1 protein-coding gene is annotated in these 848 nt (G+C 58.1%); it reads right to left on the reverse strand.

Annotation, left to right across the window (positions count from 1 at the left end; genetic code table 11):
* A partial coding sequence (locus tag B5G37_RS14725) for a type IV secretion system protein (protein WP_143483010.1) occupies nt 1-848 on the reverse strand: 848 nt, incomplete at both ends.

An 848-nucleotide genomic window follows, 5' to 3' on the forward strand; every position in this document is an offset into this window, starting at 1 on the left:
GATTTCACGATCATGAAGATGAGGACGACGCTGATTGCGACGCCTTTGAGAAGGTTTATCAGGCTGTCCGCGCTGGATGTGGTCATAAGGAAGAGGATGTCATTGCCCGCGCTGAGGCTGGACACCGACCCCGCGAGCACGAATGGGTAGGCCACGAACAGGAACAACAGGATCGCCCCGGCCAGACAGACGGACGCGAAGTTCTTCAGGAACCCTATGCCCATCTGTCGGGTTTCCTCGAAACCGAGGAGTGAAATGGGGATCGGGGAGAACGCGGCGTAGATGTAGATTTGCCATGCGCGGACGTAGCACATGGCGAAGCCGAGCACGAAGGCCACAAGACCGAAAAGCAGGCAGATGACGGACATGATGAGGGTCATGAAGCAGTCTCCGATGTTCATGGAATCCCACTGGTCCTGCGTGACGCCATCGAGGCTGAACACGCCCGCTTCGCCGGTGCTGTCCCCCACCGAGCCGATGGTGGGGATGATGTCGTCGTTGACGATCCCGTAGATGGCCTGCATGATGTCGAGGCTGTTGTTGATGAACCAGTGGAGCAGCACGTAGATGACCGCGAGGAAGACGATCTCCTTGACGGCGGGGAGGGTGCTGGTGGCGTCGATGCGCTGGCTGATCTTCACCAGTTGGACGAGCATGAACAGAGCGAGGATGGATTCGCCTATGGGGATCACGGCGGTCTGGAAGATGTTGTTGGTCAGGGTATACATGTCGGTGCCCAGCAGCGAATCGAAGGGACCGCTGAGCAGGGCTTCCGTGCCGACGTGGTTGATGAGCTGGTTGTAGACGTTGAAGATCGATGTGGCCCATCCGAGGATCATGGAGCAGAT

Origin of the sequence: Pseudoflavonifractor sp. An85 (genome assembly GCF_002161235.1) — a bacterium.
In the GTDB taxonomy this organism is placed as follows: Bacteria; Bacillota; Clostridia; order Oscillospirales; family Oscillospiraceae; genus Enterenecus.